Origin of the sequence: Streptomyces sp. AHA2 (assembly GCF_036857595.1) — a bacterium.
Taxonomy (GTDB): Bacteria; Actinomycetota; Actinomycetes; order Streptomycetales; family Streptomycetaceae; genus Streptomyces.
Window position 1 is genome coordinate 143812 of record NZ_JAUQWJ010000012.1, and the last position, 16989, is coordinate 160800.

General features: G+C 72.0%; 14 protein-coding genes. 7 read left to right on the forward strand and 7 right to left on the reverse strand.

Annotated elements, in window-relative coordinates:
- The first annotated feature begins 94 nt into the window (after positions 1 to 94).
- Positions 95 to 1108 carry a hypothetical protein gene (locus Q5694_RS23930; RefSeq protein ID WP_333935330.1) on the forward strand — a complete coding sequence of 338 codons (1014 nt, stop codon included), beginning with the start codon at positions 95 to 97 and terminating at the stop codon, positions 1106 to 1108.
- 84 nt (positions 1109 to 1192) lie between these two features.
- Positions 1193 to 1825 (forward strand): HAD family hydrolase, encoded by a 633-nt coding sequence (locus tag Q5694_RS23935; RefSeq protein ID WP_333935331.1) that lies wholly within the window; start codon positions 1193 to 1195, stop codon positions 1823 to 1825.
- Here the strand turns inward: Q5694_RS23935 and Q5694_RS23940 are convergent.
- Positions 1804 to 2052, reverse strand: coding sequence for a hypothetical protein (locus Q5694_RS23940; protein WP_333935333.1), 249 nt, complete (start codon positions 2050 to 2052; stop codon positions 1804 to 1806). The two genes, Q5694_RS23935 and Q5694_RS23940, sit on opposite strands and share 22 nt — an antisense overlap.
- 162 nt (positions 2053 to 2214) lie before the next feature.
- Here Q5694_RS23940 and Q5694_RS23945 point away from each other — a divergent pair, with 162 nt between their 5' ends.
- A complete protein-coding gene (locus tag Q5694_RS23945) occupies positions 2215 to 2598 on the forward strand; it encodes a cold-shock protein (protein WP_010035896.1) in 384 nt (127 codons plus the stop codon).
- Positions 2599 to 2614: 16 nt separating this feature from the next.
- Here the strand turns inward: Q5694_RS23945 and Q5694_RS23950 are convergent, their stop codons facing one another.
- From Q5694_RS23950 to Q5694_RS23965, 4 genes are all read right to left on the reverse strand, one after another.
- Positions 2615 to 3463 carry a 1,4-dihydroxy-6-naphthoate synthase gene (locus Q5694_RS23950; RefSeq protein WP_333935334.1) on the reverse strand — a complete coding sequence of 283 codons (849 nt, stop codon included), beginning with the start codon at positions 3461 to 3463 and terminating at the stop codon, positions 2615 to 2617.
- A complete protein-coding gene (locus Q5694_RS23955; protein WP_333935335.1) occupies positions 3453 to 4163 on the reverse strand; it encodes a futalosine hydrolase in 711 nt (236 codons plus the stop codon). Before Q5694_RS23955 ends, Q5694_RS23950 begins: the two co-directional genes overlap by 11 nt.
- Complete coding sequence (locus Q5694_RS23960; RefSeq protein ID WP_333935336.1) at positions 4133 to 4606, reverse strand: DUF2771 domain-containing protein; 474 nt, start codon at positions 4604 to 4606, stop codon at positions 4133 to 4135. The genes Q5694_RS23955 and Q5694_RS23960 overlap by 31 nt, the downstream gene beginning before the upstream one ends.
- 219 nt (positions 4607 to 4825) lie before the next feature.
- Positions 4826 to 6259 (reverse strand): MFS transporter, encoded by a 1434-nt coding sequence (locus Q5694_RS23965; protein ID WP_333935337.1) that lies wholly within the window; start codon positions 6257 to 6259, stop codon positions 4826 to 4828.
- A gap of 272 nt (positions 6260 to 6531) precedes the next feature.
- Here Q5694_RS23965 and Q5694_RS23970 point away from each other — a divergent pair, with 272 nt between their 5' ends.
- The 4 genes from Q5694_RS23970 (at position 6532) to Q5694_RS23985 (ending at position 12396) form a co-directional block, all read left to right on the forward strand.
- Complete coding sequence (locus Q5694_RS23970; protein WP_333935338.1) at positions 6532 to 7458, forward strand: DUF3027 domain-containing protein; 927 nt, start codon at positions 6532 to 6534, stop codon at positions 7456 to 7458.
- A gap of 600 nt (positions 7459 to 8058) precedes the next feature.
- Entirely contained in the window at positions 8059 to 8937 is an 879-nt protein-coding gene (locus Q5694_RS23975; RefSeq protein ID WP_333935339.1) for a helix-turn-helix domain-containing protein, read from the forward strand.
- Positions 8934 to 9143 carry a DUF397 domain-containing protein gene (locus Q5694_RS23980; RefSeq protein ID WP_333935340.1) on the forward strand — a complete coding sequence of 70 codons (210 nt, stop codon included), beginning with the start codon at positions 8934 to 8936 and terminating at the stop codon, positions 9141 to 9143. Before Q5694_RS23975 ends, Q5694_RS23980 begins: the two co-directional genes overlap by 4 nt.
- 88 nt (positions 9144 to 9231) lie before the next feature.
- Positions 9232 to 12396 (forward strand): sacsin N-terminal ATP-binding-like domain-containing protein, encoded by a 3165-nt coding sequence (locus Q5694_RS23985; RefSeq protein WP_333935341.1) that lies wholly within the window; start codon positions 9232 to 9234, stop codon positions 12394 to 12396.
- 76 nt (positions 12397 to 12472) lie between these two features.
- On the opposite strand, the gene Q5694_RS23990 is transcribed toward Q5694_RS23985, so the two are convergent.
- Both Q5694_RS23990 and Q5694_RS23995 read right to left on the reverse strand, forming a co-directional pair.
- Positions 12473 to 12832: a DUF6086 family protein gene (locus Q5694_RS23990; RefSeq protein ID WP_333935343.1), complete on the reverse strand. Its 360-nt coding sequence runs from the start codon at positions 12830 to 12832 to the stop codon at positions 12473 to 12475.
- Positions 12829 to 16518, reverse strand: a complete 3690-nt coding sequence (locus Q5694_RS23995) for an ALF repeat-containing protein (RefSeq protein WP_333935344.1) — start codon at positions 16516 to 16518, stop codon at positions 12829 to 12831. Before Q5694_RS23995 ends, Q5694_RS23990 begins: the two co-directional genes overlap by 4 nt.
- Between the last annotated feature and the right edge of the window lie 471 nt (positions 16519 to 16989).

Here is a 16989-nt window from a genome sequence, read left to right on the forward strand (position 1 = left end):
CCGGACGGCGGACGGCCTTTTGGCCGCCCCGCCGCCCCGCGCGGTACCGTCGTCCGACGGCGTCACGCAACGGATGCGCCCCGGAGGGGACTTCGTGGGGATTGAGAGCGACCAGGTCGTTTACGAGTATCTGAGCCGCGTCGGCGACGTGGCCCAGCAACAGCAGTTGTCCTCGGCCACCCGGATGCGCCTGGTCGCGGATCTGCGCAACGAGATCGACCGGTGCCGTGCGAAGGCCACCGTCGACTCGCCCGCCGCCGTACGCCGCATCCTGACCCGGCTGGGCAGCCCCGACGAGGTCGTGGCGGCGGCGGCCGACGGCAGCGGCGCCGGACCGGCCGGTGCCGCGCCGCAGACCGCCTCCGCCGCCGTTCCCGTGCAGCGCGAACGCGAGCCGCAGGGGCGGGGCGAGCGGCCCAGGGGGGCCCGGCGCGTCGTCCCGCGCCCCCGCCAGGCCCGGACCGGCGAGGAGGCCCGGCCGGCCCCCGCCGAGGGAGCGGCCCCGCCGCACCTGGCCGCGGCGCACGAACTCGGTGACAGCCGGGTCGAGCCGGACTGGTGGCGCGTGGACGGCAGTCCGTTCGGGCTGGGCGACGAGGTGCCGGGGTTCGTGGGCGGGGTGGAACTGCCCGACCTGCTCAAGCCGCCGCCGCAGCGCAAGCCGGAGAAGGACGGGCCGCACGGGCCGGCGGACGCGGAGGCCGCCCCGGCGGTCGAGGCGGCGGCCACGGACACCGGTGGCCGGCGCCGTTTCCCGCGCCTGCCCCCGACGGGCTGGAGCAACCCGTTCCTGCTGGTCGCCGCCGCGCTCCTGGTGGCGGGCGCGGTGCTCGGCAACTGGTTCGTCCTGCTGCTCGGCTGGCTCCTGGCCTACGCCTCGCGCCGCCTCACCCCGGCGGAGACCAAGTGGACGGTCGCCGTCCTGCCCGGCCTGTGCGCGGCGGGCGGACTGGTCTGGCTCTGGGGCCGGATGAACGGCCGCTGGGGCGACCCCGTCGCCGAGGGACACCTGAACGACGCGGTGGCCCAGACCTGGCCGTGGGTGGTCCGGGCGGCGGCCGTTACCTCGGCCCTGTTCCTCGTCTGGCGTTCCCGGCGCCGCGGATGACCGGCCGCGGCGCGGCGGCCGCGGCGCGGCGGCCGCCCACAGGGCGGCGGTCGTCGGCCGCGGCGCGCGGGCACAATGGCCCATATGGCTTCCACCACCCTGCCCGCGCTCACCGTCGGCTTCGACCTCGACATGACCCTCATCGACTCCCGCCCCGGCATCCGTGCCTGCTACCGGGCGCTGTCGGAGCGGACGGGCGTGTACATCGACGCCGACCTCGCGGTCACCCGCCTCGGACCGCCGCTGGCCGAGGAACTGGCCAACTGGTTCCCGGCCGAGGAGGTGCCGGCCGTGGCGGACGTGTACCGGGAGATGTACCCGGCGTTCGCCGTGGAGGCGACCCCCGCGCTGCCCGGCGCCCGCGAGGCCGTCGCCGCCGTGCGCCGGGCCGGGGGACGGGCGATCGTCGTCACCGCCAAGTACGAGCCCAACGCCAAGCTGCACCTCGCCCACCTGGGCATCGAGCCCGACGCCGTCGTCGGCGACCTGTGGGCCGAGCAGAAGGCGCAGGCCCTGCGCGAGCACGACGCGGGCGTCTACGTCGGCGACCACGTCGGGGACGTCCGCGGGGCCCGCGCGGCCGGCGCGCTCTCGGTGGCGGTGGCCACCGGCCCCTGCTCCCCGGAGGAACTGCGCGCGGCGGGCGCGGACGTGGTGCTCGGCGACCTGACCGAATTCCCGCGGTGGATTTCGGACTACCGTCCCGCGCGCGCCTGACGCCGCCCGGCCGCCACGGAACGCAGTACCCCCGCCCCGGCCGTCAGGAAACCGACCGCCATGAGCATGCTCAATCCGAACATGTACGTCGGAAAGGGCGTCGTCCCGAGGAACAACGGGGCGACCGTGACCAGAGTGGCCACGGCACCGATGAAGAAGACGACGGCTCCGGTACGGACCAGGCGGTCGCCGGGAGCGGCGGAATTCGTTTGGGTTTTGTCACGCACCCGACCAGGGTAGTTCCCAGCGCGAGGGAACAGCCGGGTGACGTCTTGTCACCGGCTGCAAGAGCATTAGCCTTGGTACCGGCGGGTCGTAGGACCCGCCCGAGTGCTATCCAGAGCCGTTTCAGAAGCAGTTTTCCGACGAGTACGAGGACGAGGACAGACGTGCCCACCGGCAAGGTCAAGTGGTTCAACAGTGAGAAGGGCTTCGGCTTTCTCTCCCGCGACGACGGCGGTGACGTCTTCGTCCATTCCTCGGTCCTCCCCGCCGGAGTCGAGACGCTCAAGCCGGGCCAGCGCGTGGAGTTCGGCGTCGTCGCCGGACAGCGCGGCGACCAGGCGCTGTCGCTGACGATCCTGGACCCGACCCCGTCCGTCGCGGCGGCGACCCGCAAGAAGCCCGACGAGCTGGCCTCGATCGTCCAGGACCTGACCACGCTCCTGGAGAACATCACGCCGATGCTGGAGCGGGGCCGCTACCCCGAGAAGACCGCCGGCAAGAAGATCGCCGGCCTGTTGCGCGCGGTCGCCGACCAGTTGGACGTCTGAGCCCGGTACCGCGGGCTCAGGGGAACCGCAGCGCGTCCGGGCCGAGGGGCGGGACGAGCCCCTCGGCCGCCGCGCGGGTCAGCAGCCCGCGCACGGCCGCGTAGCCGTCCTCGCCGAGGTCGGCGGTGAACTCGTTGACGTACAGCCCGATGTGCTGGTCGGCCACGGCCGGGTCCATCTCCTGGGCGTGCTCCATGACGTACGGCCGGGACGCCTCGGGGTCGTCCCAGGCCGCCCGCACGGACGCCCGGACCGAGTCGGCGAGCAGCCGCAGCCTCTCCTCGCCCAGCGACCGCCTGGCGATGATCGCGCCGAGCGGGATCGGCAGCCCGGTGGTGCGTTCCCAGTGCTCGCCCATGTCGGCGAGCTTGTGCAGCCCGTAGGTGCGGTAGGTGAAGCGTGCCTCGTGGATGACGAGCCCCGCGTCGACCTTCCCGTCCCGCACGGCCGGCATGATCTCGTGGAACGGCATGACGACGATCTCGCCGACCCCGCCGTCCAGGGTGTCCGCGGCCCACAGCCGGAACAGCAGGTAGGCGGTCGACTTCTCGCTCGGGACCGCGACGGTCCGCCCCGTCAGGTCGGCTCCGGCCTCCCGGGTCAGCACCAGCGGCCCGCAGCCCCGCCCGAGGGCGCCTCCGCAGGGGAGCAGGGCGTAGTCGTCCAGGACGTAGGGCAGCACGGCGTACGACACCTTCAGCACGTCGTGCTCGCCGCGCTCGGCCATGCCGTTGGTGACGTCGATGTCGGCGAAGGTCACGTCCAGGGCGGGAGCGCCGGGGACGCGGCCGTGGGCCAGGGCGTCGAAGACGAAGGTGTCGTTCGGGCAGGGGGAGTACGCGATCTGCAGCTGCTCAGCGGTCATGCCGGTTCCAACTCTCCAGTACGGGCGCGAGCTTCCCGAACGCCTCGGTGAGGGCCGCCAGGGCGTCGGGGATGCGCCAGGCGGCGCGGTCGCGCGGTCCGACGGGATTGGAGATCGCCCGGATCTCCAGCACGGGCACCCCCTGCGCGCCGGCGGCCTCGGCGACGCCGAAGCCCTCCATCGCCTCGGCGAGTGCCGTGGGGTGCCGCTCCTTCAGCGCCGCGGCCCGGGCGGCGGTGCCGGTCACGGTCGACACGGTCAGCACGGCCCCGGCCGGGGCGCCGGTGGCCTCGGCGGCCCGCCGCACCAGAGGGGCGGGCGGCTCGTGCCGCACGGTGCCGAAGCCCAGCTCGGTGACCGACAGGAAGCCGTCCTCGGTCTGCGCCCCCAGGTCGGCCGCGACGATCTCGTCGGCGATCACGAGCGACCCCACGGGTGCCGCGGGCGGGAACCCGCCGCCGATCCCGGCGGAGACGACGAGGCCGTACGGGGTGCCGCGCAGGGCGGCGGCGGTGAGGGCGGAGGCGGTGGAGGCGGCGGCGAGCGCGGGCCCGACCCCGGCGGCGATCACGTCCGTGCCGCTGCCGCCGCCAAGGCCCGCGGCCACCGCGTCCCGTTCCACGGGAACCGCGGTGGCGACCAGCACCCGGCGGGGCTCAGCGGCAGCGATCAGGCGTCCTTCTCGAGCTTGAAGTTCCAAAGGCCCTGGGTGTCCTTCTCGCCGGCCTTGATGGACACCAGCGTCGAGTTGCCCTGCGCACCGTACTGGGCGTTGAAGAACACGCTGCCCGGGATCGTGCGGTAGGTCTTCTTGCTGGCCTCGGTCAGCGGCTGACCGTTCATCAGGATCGTCCAGCCCTCGTCGGCGATCTCCGGGTCGACACCGAAGCGGACGGTCTCGTCCGGGTCGACGGAGATGCTCTCGATGCCCTTGTCCTTCAGGCACTGGGTGAGCGCGGACGACTTCAGGGCCTTGCCCTCGCCGCCGCAGGTGGCCTCGGAGCTCACCGAGTCGCTGCCCACGGTCAGCGTGGCCATCGACGTCGGCTTGTCACAGGCCGACAGGACGAGCAGTCCGGCGGATACGACGCCGGCGGCGGCGACGGCGCGGCGGCGTCGCACAGCGGATTGCAACGTGTTCATGGGCGAAGGCTATCGGGCCCGCGGGTCGCACCGCCCACGCGGGGTCCGGCGCGCCCGCACCACCCGCGCGGCGCCTCACCGGCGCGCGTGCCGGGCCCCGGTCCGCGCAGTGATCCGGACGGCAGTCCCCAGGGCCTGTCCGACGACTCCCTTCTGCCTCGCGACGCCATTGGGCCAAGACCGCCGACGAGATCCTCGACGAATCTCCGACTCAGGTCGCTAGGCCACCCGCGCCCGCCCCGTACTCCCGCGCCGCGCCGAGTCGACCAGGCCGCGGACGGTCGCCAGCCAGCCGGTGCCCACGATGGCGGCGCCCACCGCCAGGCCCAGCGTGCCGTTGAGCGGCATGACGATGCCGATCGCCCCGCCCAGCACCCAGGACACCTGCAGCAGGGTCTCGGAGCGGGCGAAGGCCGAGGTGCGGACCAGTTCGGGCACGTCCCGCTGGATCAGCGCGTCCAGGGACAGCTTGGCCAGCGCCTGCGCGAACCCCGCGATCGCGGCCAGCACGGCGACGAGGATCGCCCCGAAGAACACCGCGGCCGTGACCGCCGCGCCCAGCACGCACGCCACCACCGTCACGATGATGATCTCCGGCGCCCGGGAGCGCAGCCACGCCCCCACGGCCGTGCCGAGCGCGTTGCCCGCGCCCGCGGAGACGCCCACTATCCCCAGGGACACGGCGGCGCTCTGACCGGAGATCGGGTGCTCGCGCAGCAGGAAGGCGAGGAAGAAGATCAGGAACCCGGTGAGGCAGCGGATGGAGGCGTTCACGGCCAGGGCGTGGGTGACGGCCGGGCCGACCGTGCGCAGCCCGGGGCGCTTGACCGGCCGGCGGTGCGGCCCGTGCAGGTGCTCTTCGTCGGCCGCCAGCAGGGCGCGGTCCTCGCCCTTCGCGGAGTCGACCTTCGGCGGCAGCGTGAACGACAGGAACGTTCCCGCGACGAAGATCAGGAAGGCGCCGTACAGGGGCCAGCGCGGGCCGATCTGCTGGAGTCCCGCACCGATGGGGGCGGCGATGCCGGTGGCGAGCAGGCCGCCCAGGGTGACCCGCGAGTTGGCCTTCACCAGGGAGAAGCGCGGTGGCAGCAGCCGGGGCACCACGGCGCTTCTGACCACGCCGTACGCCTTCGAGGCGACGAGGACCCCGAGCGCCGCCGGGTACAGCTCCAGGCTGCCGCTGGCGACGGCGCCGGACAGCACGATCGCCAGCAGCGCCCGGGCGAACATCGCGCCGGCCATCGCGGCGCGGCGGCCGTGCGGGACGCGGTCCAGGAGGGGGCCGATGACCGGGGCGAGAAGGGTGAAGGGCGCCATCGTGATGGCGAGGTAGAGCGCGACGCGCCCGCGCGCCTCGTCGGTCGGCACGGAGAAGAACACGGTCGAGGCGAGCGCGACGGTGATCATGACGTCGCCGGCGCCGTTCACGCCGTGCAGTTCGATCAGCTTGCCGAGGCCGGACTCGCCGGCGCCGTGCGCGTGGGTGGCCTTGCGGATGCCGCGGGCGGTCCCGGTCACCGGGAAGTGCAGGGCGCGCCCGAACGCGCGGAAGGGGCCGCCCCGACGGCCCGGTGCGTGCGGTCGGCTGGTTGTCTTGACCCCTTTCGACCCACCGGTCCCGGTGGCGCCCTGGGGCGTCTTCGCGGCTGCCACGACGTCATAGTGCCCCGATACGGCTGTGGCTAGTGCCATTACCGCTTGTATAGGGCCTCTGGGGTGACTGTCCGGGGGTGATCGGCGATGACCGGTCCGGCGGGGAACAGGACCGTCGGTGTACGCGCAGTGGGGCGGAAGGGTAGCGTGCGTATCTCAGCCATCCCGCAAAATGGATGAAGGACGTCGACGCGGTCCCCCGGTCCGCTCCGTCCGTCCCCGCGCCGGGAGTGGCGCACTCGTGAGACGGCGTATGGAGAGAAGCGATACCTGTGAGCGCAGCGACAACGCGAAGCCGCACCCCTGACCGTCTGTGCGCCGAGGCCGTCGACCTCGCCCGCGCCGCCGCCGAGGAGGCCGCCGCGCCGGGGATCGTCGGCGAGCATGTGGGTGCGGTCTCCGAGGGGGACCGCGTTGTCACGCACTTCTTCGAATGCCGGGAACTGGGCTACCGGGGCTGGCGCTGGGCCGTGACGGTGGCCCGGGCGTCCCGCGCGAAGATCGTCACCGTGGACGAGGCGGTCCTGCTGCCCGGACCGGACGCGGTGCTGGCGCCCGAGTGGGTGCCGTGGAGCGAGCGGCTGCGCCCGGGCGACCTGGGCCCGGGCGACCTGCTCCCCACGGACGCCGACGACCTGCGTCTGGAGCCCGGCTACTCGGGCGAGGACGAGCCGCCGCCCAACTCCGCGGTCTCCCACGAGATGGCCGACCTGGTGGAGGCGGAGGACGCCGACGTCACCGGGGACGCCCCCGCCCGCCTCCCGCTCGCCCCCTCGCGCGGTTCCATCGCCGCCGTCGCGGAGGAGCTGGGCATGCGCCGCGCCCGGGTGCTGTCCCGGTACGGGCTGCACACCGCGGCCGACCGCTGGGAGGAGGCGTTCGGCGCCAAGACCCCCATGGCGCAGTCGGCCCCCGCCTCCTGTGTCAGCTGCGGCTTCCTCGTGCCCATCGGCGGCTCCCTCGGCCAGGCGTTCGGCGCCTGCGCCAACGAGTTCTCCCCGGCCGACGGCCGGCTGGTCTCCCTCGCCTACGGCTGCGGCGGCCACTCCGAGGCCGCCGTCATGCCGCGCCCGCCGCAGCCGGCCCCGCCGGTCGTCGACGAGACCCGCGTCGACCCCTTCCCGCTCCGCCCGGCCCCGGACTCCGGTTCGGTGCCGGTCACGGACGACGAGGCCGCGGCCGACCTCGGCCACTCGTAGCGCACCCGAGGCCGGCGGTGGCGCCGCCGGCCTCCCTTCAAAGCCCCAGGTGCTCCAGCAGAGCCTCGATCACCACGAAGCGGGTGGTGTGGCGGGTGTTGTCGTGGACGACGCCGCCCGCGCGGTGACGCGAACGGGTCGAATCGCGGTCGGCGGCTGACCGGGCGCGCGAGGGTTTTGGGCATCCATCGGGAAGGTGCTTCTTCCTTGGTGGTCAGGCCCTCGCCCTGGGATTGCCGTCCCGGCGGGGGCCGAAGTTTTTTCGGTTGTGTGCGCTGAGCGTAGAGCCGCCGGGGGACCGAGAATCCAGTTCAGCCGGTGATGTCCACCCGCCCGAGTGAGCGTGCGCCTCGGGCGGGAAAGGGTGGGGCCTGGTGGGGTGCTTCCTCCCCGAGGTGCTTGTTCTGGAAGGCGCCGACGGCACCGGAGCCTCGGAACGCGGGTTCCGGTGGGGCGTGATCCGCACGCCGGCGTGTGGTCACCGGCTGTGCGTCTATGGTCACTGTCCGGTGTCTGTCCGGTGCTTTCCTGGCTGCACCGGCGTCCCGCGCGGGTAGGGCGCCGGGTGCGTCACGGACGGTTCCGAGGAAGAGGTGCGGCATGACGGCGGTCGAGGCGGGGGCGGGTCGGCTCAAGAGCGAGGCGGACGAGCCGGGTTGGGAGGTGGACCCGGACGACGAGTGGGGCGTCGCGGTCATCACCACCGTCGGCAGGCAGCTGAAGCTGCGGCGTGAGGCGGCGGGGATGCGGGCCGCCGAGTTCGGCCAGGTGGTCGGCTACGGCGAGGACATGGTCTACAAGATCGAGGGTGGCAAGCGGATCCCCCGCCAGGAGTTCCTGGACAAGGCGGACGAGATCCTGGGCGCGGGCGGACTCATCGCGGCGGCCTGGGAGGACGTGAAGAAGGTCCGGTATCCGAAGAAGGTTCGGGAGCTGGGGAAGCTGGAGGCGAAGGCGGTCGAGATCGGGCTGTACGAGTGCAACATCGTCGCAGGGTTGCTGCAGACACCGGAGCACGCGCGAGCTGTGATCGGGGCCGCACAGCCTCCGTACTCGCCGGACGATGTGGAACGCATGGTGGCCGCTCGCCTGGCTCGGCAGGCGGTGTTCGAGCGTGACCCGGCCCCGGCCCTCAGCTTCGTCCTGGAAGAGGGGGTCCTGCGCCGCCCCATCGGGGGGAGGATGGCATGGCGCCGACAGCTCGAACGCCTGTGGGAGGTGGGGCGGTTGCACAATGTCGTGCTTCAGGTGATGCCGATGAACTGTGACACCCACTCGGGGATGGACGGCAGGATCGAACTGATGAAGTTCGCGGACGGCACGGCGGTAGGACGCTCCGACGGAGCCTTCAGCGGTCGGCCGACCTCCGATCCGAGGCACCTACGCATTCTTGAGCTGAGGTATGGCACGATCCGGGCTCAGGCACTCTCTCCACGCGAGTCAACAGCCTTCATCGAAGAACTGCTGGGAGAAACATGATCCGCAAGACCATCGCCGGGGACGCTTCTGAGCTGGCATGGTTCAAGAGCAGCTACAGCGGTGGCAACGACGGCAACTCCTGCGTCGAACTCGCCCTCACCCCCGGCACCGTCCACGTCCGCGACTCCAAGGACACCGAGGGCCCCCGCATCACCGTCACCCCGGACGCGTGGGCGGCGTTCGTGCCGTACGCCTCCGGGTCCTGACGCCCGACGCACCGGGTCCGCGCCGCTCACTGCCGTCTCACCGCCCCGCCGGGGAGCGGTACCTTCGACCTCACGCCGATCAGGGCCGATGAGGAGAGTCAACGTGAGCAGCAAGTTCGTGCGCCCCGCCGCCGAGGGTGCCGATCCCTTCGGCACGGCCCGGCTGCGGCGCGGTGTCCTCGACGCCTGGGCCACCAGCCCGGCCCGGTTCCGTGAGGACGCCAACGCCGAGGAGGACCTGGTCCTGGGCGGCTACCGGGACCGGCTCGTCGTCGAACTCGCCCAGAACGCCGCCGACGCCGCGGCCCGTTCCCGAGCCGCCGGGCGGCTGCGGCTGACACTGCGCGACGGGGTGCTCGTCGCCGCCAACACCGGTGCCCCGCTGGACGCGGCCGGCGTGGAGTCGCTGTCCACGCTGCGGGCGTCGGCCAAACGCGACACTCCCTCCGTCGGACGCTTCGGCGTGGGATTCGCGGCCGTGCTGTCCGTCACCGACGAGCCCGCCGTCGTCGGCCGGCACGGCGGGGTGCGCTGGTCCCTCGCCGAGGCCAGGGACCTGGCCGCCGACACCGCGCGGCACAGCCCCGGCCTCGGCGACGAGGTCCGCCGCCGCGACGGTCACGTCCCGCTGCTGCGGCTGCCGTTCGCCGCCGAGGGCACCGCCCCCGCCCCGTACGACACGGCCGTCATCCTGCCGCTGCGCGACACCGCCGCCGCCGATCTCGCCGAGCGGCTGCTGCGGTCCGTCGACGACGCGCTGCTCCTCGCCCTGCCCGGGCTCGAGGAGGTCGTCGTCGAGATCGGCGACGAGACCCCGCGCACCCTCGTCCGCCGCACCGACGGTCCCTTCACCGTCGTCGACGACTCCCGCGACGGCGTCACCCACTGGCGCATCGCCGCCGCCCACGGCGCCCTCGACCCGGAACTGCTCGCCGACCGGCCCGTGGAGGAACGGCTGCGCCCGCACTGGTCGGTCACCTGGGCCGTGCCGGTCGACGGCGACGGCACCCCCGCCCGCCCGCGCACCAGCCCGGTGGTGCACGCCCCCACGCCCAGCGACGAGCCGCTCGGCGTCCCGGCCCTGCTCATCGCCTCGTTCCCGCTGGACTCCACGCGCCGCCACGCCGCCCCCGGCCCGCTGACCGACTTCCTGGTCGAGCGCGCCGCCGACGCCTACGCCGAACTCCTCGCCGCCTGGCGGCCGGTGACCACCGGCATCATCGACCTGGTGCCCGGCCCGCTCGGCAAGGGCGAACTGGACGGCGCCCTGCGCCACGCCGTCCTCCGGCGGCTGCCGCGCACCGCCTTCCTGCCGCCCGCGCTGCCTCCCCGGGAGGATGACGACCTGCCGGAGTCCCTGCGGCCGCGGGACGCCGAACTCGTCGAGGGCGCGGGCGCCGACGCCGTACGGGTCCTCGCCGAGGTGCTGCCCACGCTGCTGCCCGCCGGGCTCGAACGCCGCGCCGAGCTGCGCACCCTCGGCGTCGCCCGGATCCCGCTGACCGACGCGATCGACCGGCTGGCCGGGCTGGAGAAGGAGCCGGGCTGGTGGCGGCGGCTCTACGACAGCCTCGCCGGGGTCGACCCGGACCGGCTGTCGGGGCTGCCGGTGCCGCTGGCCGGGGGCGGCCCCGAGGCGTCCGGCACCGGGGCCGGGCGTACCACGATCGGGCCGCGGCAGGTGCTGCTGCCCGGTCCGGAAACCGCCCGCATCGACCCGGAGGTCCTGGCCCGGCTGGGGCTGAAGGTCGCCCACCCGGACGCCGTCCACCCGATCCTGGAGAAGCTGGGCGCGCTGCCCGCCACCCCGCGGGCCGTGCTCACCACCCCGCAGGTGAGGGCCGCCGTCGCCGCCTCCCTGGACGACGAGGGCGGGGTGAACTGGGAGGACGACGTCCTCGACGCCGAGGAACTGGCCGACACCGTGCTCGGCCTGGTCCGGGACGCCGGTCTGGAGCCCGGTGAGGAGCCCTGGCTCGGCGCGCTCGCCCTGCCCGACGAGGACGGCGAACCGGCCCCGGCCTGCGAACTGGTCTACCCGGGCGGGCCGTTCGCCCGGGTCATGCGGGAGGGCGAACTGGCCCGCGTGGACGCCGAGCTGGCGTCTCGCTGGGGTGAGCAGCCGCTGGCCGCGTGCGGGGTGCTGGTGAACTTCGCCCTGGTGCGCGCCACCGACGTCGTCCTCGACCCGGACGAACTGGAGCCCCGCGAGGGCGATTTCGCCGAGCCGGACGACCCGGGGCTGCTGGACGCCGTCGACGTGTGGTGCGAGGACGTCCTCGACCGGTTCCCCGACAGCCCCGTGCCGCCGGTGGCGACCGAGATCGTCGCCGTCCGGGACCTGGACCTGGTCGACGAGGACAAGTGGCCGCAGGCGCTGGCCCTGCTGTCCCGGCCGCCGTTGCGGGACGCCCTCGTGGAGCCCGTGCGGATCCTGCTGCACGACGGGACGCACGAGGTCGTCCGGCCGTACACCGCCTGGTGGCTGCGCGGGAACCCCGTGCTGGACGGCCGCCGCCCGGCCGGCCTGCGCTCCGCCGGTGGCGACCCGCTGCTGCGCGGGCTGTACGAGGAGGCCGACGCCACCGGGTTCGAGGACGAGCAGGTGCTGCGGGCGCTGGGCGTGCGGACGTCCGTCGCCGCGCTGCTGGACGAGCCCGGCGGCGCCGCCGAACTGCTCGACCGGCTGGCCGACCCGGAGCGGGAGGTGTCGGCTCCCCAACTGCACGCCCTGTACGGGGCGCTGGCCGAGCTGGACCCGGAGCAGGTGACGCTCCCGGACGACCTCCGCGCGGTCGTCGACGGCCGGGTGGAGGTGGTGGACGCGGCCGAGGCGGTCGTGTGCGACTCGCCCGACCTGCTGCCGTTCACCGAGGGCGTGCCCTTGCTGCCCGTACGTCCCAGCCGGGCCGCGGAGCTGGCCGAACTGTTCCAGGTGCGGCGGCTCAGCGAGTCCGTCACCGGTGAGGTCACCTCCGAGGGCACCGAGCACGAGGTTCCGGAGCCGGTGCGGACGCTGCTCGGGGCGCGGACCCCGGCCTCCTACGTCGAGCACGAGGAACTCGTCGTGGACGGTGTGGAGATCGACTGGCGGCTGACCGACGACGGGGTGCTGCACGCGGCCACCCTGGAGGGCGTCGCCGCGGGACTCGCCTGGGCGGCGGGCCAGTGGCCCCGGCGCTTCGAGGTGGCGGCCCTCCTGGAGGACCCGTCCCGCACCCGGGAACTGGCACGGGACCGGTGGTTCGACTGAGTGCCTCCGCCTGCATGTGGTGAGGTCGGGGTGCCGTCTCGGAAACGGCACCCCGACCAGGGTGAGGCGATGTGCGCTAGGACGCCATGGAACGTGCGAGGGTCGACGTGGCCTCGCCCAGGGCAGTCGCATCCTCCGGGTTCAGCGCGATCGAGCCACCGGACCGGTTGAGCAGTACAAGCGATGTGACGAGCAGACCGTTCGTCAGTCCTCGTAGGACCTCAGCTGAGGTAGCTGCGCGCAGGTCGTACAACCGCTGGACGAACGCCTGAAATACGTCGCGATCGACCGTGCAGCCCCCTTGCGGGCTGGGCGTGAGCCCGGACGGCACCGCCAGGAAGCCGGCTGCTCCCTGGGCGAGGGACTCGTACAGCCGTCCGCTGTGGTAGCCCGCGTCCCAGAGCGTTTCGTCGTTGTACTCGAAGGGGTAACTCAATCTGCGATCTCCAGTCGAAGGTCGAGGTCGGGATGGGCTTGCCGTAGCTGACGGAAGCGCTCCTCCAAGGCTGCTCGGAAGCGCGGGTCCATACCGGACTTGGTGAATCGGAACCCGATGGGTGCGTTCTCGTAGCCGGGGAGCAGCTTTCGGCACTTCAAGTAGGCAGCCAGCTTCTTGTTGACCTTGTCGTCGAGCCACTTTTCTTCAGCGTAGATGGCCGTCTTGAGTTCCCACATCACACCCTTCTCGAAGAGGTCGATGTCCGTGATCCGGTTTCCGGTGTCGGGATCGTAGACGTCATGATCCTTCACGCCGTCCAAGCACTCGAAGTCCCCGGTGCCAGAAGCCTTTGCTGAGGAGGAGAAAGCCTTGGTCGACCGTATTGTGGCCAGTGAGGCCGACGAAGTGCGCGAAGCCTTGGGAACTACTTTGCAGCCGCGCTTCAGCAGCGTGAGCCGGTCGTACAGCTTGTCCAGAGCCTTCAGCTTGCCACCCACGAGCGCGTCCGCAGCGAGCCCTCTGCAGTGCTCGAAGTCCGCCCTCTCCAAACACTGCTCCAGCTTCCCGAGGCCCAGAAGCTCCTTTTCCGCGTTCCAGACACTTTCCATAGCGTCGGCGAACTCGTCACTGTACGCCAAGACGTCGCAGTAGACCTCGTTGTGCTGACACCAGCGGGCGAAACCCGCTGGGTCGCAAGGAATGTAGCCCTGTCCGCAACGGTACATCTGACGAGCTAGTGCCCCGTTGTCGTTGCTCGCCTTCTCCTTGGCCTCGATGGCGGCCTTGCGCCGTGCCTCCTCCTCTTCCCGGTACTTCTTCACGGCGACCTTGAAGGCGGCAGTCGCGTCCTTGAGCGCCGCTTCGGCGTCCTTGCCGGCGGCGACCGCCGACTTGTACGCCTGGTCCGCGTAATACGACGCGTTGGACGCAGCCGTCTGAGCAACCTCTGAGGAAAGCGTGGCGTCGGCCGCCGACCTGGCCGCGTCGGCCGCCGCTGCGTCGGCTCGGTTGGCCGCATCACGGGCGGTCTTGGCGGACGCGGCCGCGCTCGCCGCCGACGACTCGGCGTCCTTGGCGTACTGCTCGGCCTTCTTGGCGTACTCGCGTGCGTCGGCCGCCGACGCGTCGGCCTTCTTCGACCACTCGATGGCCTTGTCGGCAGCCTTGCGGGCCGTCGCGGCGACCTTCTGAGCCGTAGCGGCGTTCTGCTGTGCCGTAGCCGCGACCTTCGCCGCGTCTGAGATCAGCTTCTGGACACGGGCAATGTGCGTGGCGGACAGATGGTCCTTGCGAGCGGCCATGTACTGACCGGAAACGATGAAGGCATGCAGCGCCTGGGGCGATCCCTCGAGAGCGATCCGTGCGGCGGCTTTGACCTCGGGAGTGCCGGTGTCGACCAGCTGCGCCGCCCTCACCCGCTCGTCCTGTGTACGGGCGGTGTACTGCGTGGTGACGAGGAACTCGCTGTACTTCTTGGGGTCCCCGGTGGCCAGGGCCTTGCGGCCCGCTTCGCTGAGGACGGGCCCGGCGTTGGAGATCACCTGGGCGATGACGACGCGCATGCCTTCGGCAGCCGCCTTGTACTGACCGGTCTCGATGAACTCGGTGATGGTGGAGGAATCACCGTCCAGGGCGGCCTCGGCGGCCTCACGCACCCCCTTGTCCTCGCTTTCCTCGGCGAGGCGTTCGACGTAGGAGCGTTCGTCCTGCTGCTGGGCCGTCCGCCAGCCGTTGCGCAGGTAATCGAGGACTACCGCGTCAGTGCCGGCCAGTGCTGCCTCGGCCGCGGCACGGCCCCACGCGGTGCCTTCCTTCATCACACGCACAGCCAGGTCGCGTCCCTCGTCAGCCACGGCTGTCAGGTCGGCACCGGGTTCGGCGGCCGAGGCGACGAGCCGGTCACGCTCGGCTTCACGCTCCTTCGAGGACTTGACCAGCCCGGCCCGCGCCGTCGCACGGGCCTCCTCCTGCTGCTTGTAGTCCTTGGCCAGTTCTATGCCCGCGTTCGTGCGACCGAGCAACTCGGCTGCCTCGACCTCGCGGGCGAGGGTGAAGATCTCCCGGGCCTTCGACACGGCGTTGGTCGCGTCATTCGCCGCCTCGGTGGCCGCATTCGCGTGCTCCGTGGACTTGGTGGCGGCCTGCGCAGCCTTCCCGGCGTTCTCGGCCGCCTCCTCAGCCGCATCACCGGCCTTCTTGGCGTGCGTGGCGGCTGACTTCGCCGCGTCACGGGCCTCACGGGCAGCCTTCGCCGCCTTGCGTGCCAGGGATTCGGCGGTGGCCGCAGCCCGATTGGCCTCCGTCGCATGACGCTTGGCGGCCGCCGCGGCGGCGCGGGCTTCGGCAGCGGCGGCGCTCGACTGACCGGCATAGTTGCCCGCCTCTGTCGCGGCGTCTGCTGCGAGATCGGCGTTGGCGCCGGCGCTTGCCGCCGACTTCGCAGCGTCACCCGCCGCGTCGGCCGCCTTCGCCGCTTGATCGGCGGCGTCGGCGGCCAGGTTCGCCCCCTCAGCCGCTTTGTGGGCGTCCTTGGCCGCCTTGCGCGCTGCCTCCGCGTTCTTCGCGTCCACTGCGGCATCGGCAGCAGCACTGCGCGCGCGAGAGGCCGCCTGGGAAGCACCTGCCGCTGCAGCGGCTGCCTGGGAGGCCGCGTTGGCCGCGACGCGTGCTGAGTTGTTCGCGGCGTCGGCCGCATCGATCGCCCGTTGCGCGGACGCGGCGGCCTGCGAAGCCGCCGTGGCGGCCCGCTTCGCAGCCCGTGCGGCTCTGTCGGTGTCGTTCTTGGCGGCCTTCGCCTCGGCTTCTGCTTCCTGCGCTGCCTCCTTGGCGAGCTGCGCCGCATGTACTGCCTTGGCGGACTCGCTCTTGGCCGCCGCGGTGGCCTTGGCGGCTTGTTTACCCGCCTCCTTCGCCTGCTGAGCGAGTTCGGCGACTGTCGCGTGCTCCTGGTCTTTGGCGCGAGCGACGAACTGGCCGACTTCGAGGAACTCTCGGATGTCCGCTGCGCTGCCGTTCAGTGCGATGCGTCCAGCGGCACGCACGTTGGTGCCGCCTACGCTGACGATCTGCACGAGCTGCACCCGCTCGTCCTGCTCACGCTGCACGTACTGGCCATCCGTGAGGAACTTTCGGACGTCATCAGGGGTGCCCGCGAGCGCGGCCCGTCCGGCGCTCTGGACATTCGGGCTGCCTGTGTCGATGATCTGGGCGACCCGGACACGGTTGTCCTGAGCCATTGGGTCTTCCCAGCCGTCGTCCAGGAAGTCGTGCAGCTCATCACGCGTTCCGGCCAAGGCCTTCCGCGCGGCGGTCAGCAGCTCCGTGCCGCCCACCGAAGCGATCTTCGCGGCACTCACCCGCTCGTCCTGGAAGGTCAAGTCGTCCGCGACCTTCAGGAAGGCTTCCACATCGGCATCCGTGCCGGTCAGCGCGGCCTCGGCCGCCGACCTCACACCGGGACCACCGCTCCTCCAGTAATCCACGACAAGACCGCGGTCCGCTGGGGTGACGGCCGACGTCGCTGCGGCGTACCGGGCCCCGTTCGGAGCGGCTGTGGCGGCCACTGCCGGCACAGAGCCCAGCAGGCCGACCGTAAGGCTTAACGGCAACAAGCTCAGTGCCGTTCTGCGTAGGACTCGCGCCACTTTACCGGCGTTGTCGAGCTGGTCAGTTCTTCGTTTCACTGAACACCTATCTCGTCATCGGCGACGACCCCCGAAAGCGAGTCGCCGAATAGTCGACGGATAAGCATAGTCATCACTTCTGCAGTCGGTTACTCCAATATCGAGCCACGCCCAGAACGGACTTTTCGGCTCTTTTCACTCGAGGGGGTGGAGTGGAGGCGCAGGTTTTGAAGATTCGTGTTGACGTTCGACCTGCTCCTGCATACGCTGTGCCACGACTTTGGCTTCGCGTGTCGGCCTGACCAGCCGGGACCACTCCAGGCTCATATCTTCAGGGGGTTGTACGGGGGCCCGTTGGCGCGGGTTGCAAGGCGTATCCGGTGACCGCACTCCGGTCGCGTATGCCTGGATTCTATTTCCACTTTCATTCTGATTCCGGCGAGGCCTTCGTAATGTGAGCAGCCGCGCCTGAAGGGACGCTTCGGTGCCTTTTCGCACCCGAGAACTGATTATCGCCGGCGTCGCAGTAGC

What these genes read in the sequence shown, in the direction of transcription:
- Q5694_RS23975 (WP_333935339.1), top strand. Translation starts at nt 8,059, where the DNA reads ATGACGGCGGTCGAGGCGGGGGCGGGTCGGCTCAAGAGCGAGGCGGAC.
- Q5694_RS23960 (WP_333935336.1), bottom strand. Translation starts at nt 4,606, where the DNA reads ATGAACACGTTGCAATCCGCTGTGCGACGCCGCCGCGCCGTCGCCGCC.
- Q5694_RS23980 (WP_333935340.1), top strand. Translation starts at nt 8,934, where the DNA reads ATGATCCGCAAGACCATCGCCGGGGACGCTTCTGAGCTGGCATGGTTC.
- Q5694_RS23950 (WP_333935334.1), bottom strand. Translation starts at nt 3,463, where the DNA reads ATGACCGCTGAGCAGCTGCAGATCGCGTACTCCCCCTGCCCGAACGAC.
- Q5694_RS23985 (WP_333935341.1), top strand. Translation starts at nt 9,232, where the DNA reads ATGAGGAGAGTCAACGTGAGCAGCAAGTTCGTGCGCCCCGCCGCCGAG.
- Q5694_RS23935 (WP_333935331.1), top strand. Translation starts at nt 1,193, where the DNA reads ATGGCTTCCACCACCCTGCCCGCGCTCACCGTCGGCTTCGACCTCGAC.